Annotated in this window: 1 pseudogene; it reads left to right on the top strand. The window is 71.6% G+C overall.

Annotated elements, in window-relative coordinates:
• Nucleotides 1–1,805 (top strand): annotated as a pseudogene (locus WS89_RS34965) (beta strand repeat-containing protein); the annotation flags it as partial.

Genomic DNA, 1,805 nt, shown 5'->3' with positions numbered 1-1,805 from the left:
ACCGGCGCACTGGGTGGCATCGGTGGCGGCGGGACCGGCGGCCTTGGCGGCGTTGTCGGCACGGTAGCGAATACGGCGACGGGTGCAGTCGGAACACTGACTGGCGCGCTGGGCGGTGTTGGCGGCGGGACCGGTGGTCTCGGTGGTGTCGTTGGAACGGTGGGCAACGCGGCAAGCGGCGCGGTCGGTACGGTGACGGGTGCCTTGGGTGGGGTCGGCGATCCGACCGGTGGGCTTGGTGGCGTGGTTGGCACGGTAACCGGCGCACTGGGTGGCATCGGTGGCGGCGGGACCGGCGGCCTTGGCGGCGTTGTCGGCACGGTAGCGAATACGGCCACGGGTGCAGTCGGAACGCTGACTGGCGCACTGGGCGGTGTTGGTGGCGGGACCGGTGGTCTCGGTGGCGTCGTTGGAACGGTGGGCAACGCGGCAAGCGGCGCGGTCGGTACGGTGACGGGTGCCTTGGGTGGAGTGGGCGATCCGACTGGTGGGCTTGGTGGTGTGGTCGGCACGGTAACCGGCGCACTGGGTGGCATCGGTGGTGGCGGGACTGGCGGCCTCGGTGGCGTCGTCGGCACGGTAGCGAACACGGCGACGGGTGCAGTCGGAACGCTGACTGGCGCGCTGGGTGGTGTCGGCGGTGGGACCGGTGGCCTCGGCGGCGTCGTTGGAACGGTGGGCAACGCGGCAAGCGGTGCAGTCGGTACGGTGACGGGTGCGTTGGGTGGGGTCGGCGATCCGACCGGCGGGCTTGGTGGTGTGGTCGGTACGGTAACCGGCGCACTGGGTGGCATCGGTGGCGGCGGGACCGGCGGCCTTGGCGGCGTTGTCGGCACGGTAGCGAATACGGCGACGGGTGCAGTCGGAACACTGACTGGCGCGCTGGGCGGTGTTGGCGGCGGGACCGGTGGTCTCGGTGGTGTCGTTGGAACGGTGGGCAACGCGGCAAGCGGCGCGGTCGGTACGGTGACGGGTGCCTTGGGTGGAGTGGGCGATCCGACTGGTGGGCTTGGTGGTGTAGTCGGTACGGTAACCGGCGCACTGGGTGGCATCGGTGGTGGCGGGACTGGCGGCCTCGGCGGCGTTGTCGGCACGGTAGCGAACACGGCCACGGGTGCAGTCGGAACGCTGACCGGCGCACTGGGTGGTGCTGGCGGCGGGACTGGCGGCCTCGGCGGCGTTGTCGGCACGGTAGCGAACACGGCGACGGGTGCAGTCGGAACGCTGACTGGCGCGCTGGGTGGTGTTGGTGGCGGAACTGGTGGCCTCGGCGGTGTTGTCGGCACGATAGCCAACTCGGCAACCGGTGCAGTCGGGACGTTGGCTGGCGCAGCGGGTGGTGTCGGCGGTGCGACCGGCAGTCTCGGGGGCATCGTTGGCACGGTGGGTAACACGGCCACCGGTGCAGTCGGAACCCTGGCCGGCGCAGTGGGCGGTGCTGGCGGCGCGGCCGGCGGTCTCGGCGGCATCGTGGGCACGGTAGCCAACACGGCCACCGGTGCAGTCGGAACCCTGGCCGGCGCAGTGGGCGGTGCTGGCGGCGCGACCGGCGGTCTTGGCGGCATCGTCGGCACGGTAGCCAACTCGGCAACAGGTGCAGCCGGAACGCTGGCCGGCGCAGTGGGCGGTGTCGGCGGCGTCGTAGGCGCGGTTGGCAACTCGGCAACAAGTGCAGTCGGAACGTTGGCCGGCGCAGCGGGTAGTGTCGGCGGCGGCGCGACCGGTGGTCTCGGCAGTCTCGGCGGCATCGTTGATACGGTAGCCAACTCGGCAACAGGCGCAGTCGGAACGTTGGCTGGCGCAGC

This window comes from Burkholderia sp. MSMB1072 (assembly GCF_001524725.1).
Lineage (GTDB): Bacteria > Pseudomonadota > Gammaproteobacteria > Burkholderiales > Burkholderiaceae > Burkholderia.
This window is presented reverse-complemented; position numbering and strand designations above follow the sequence as displayed.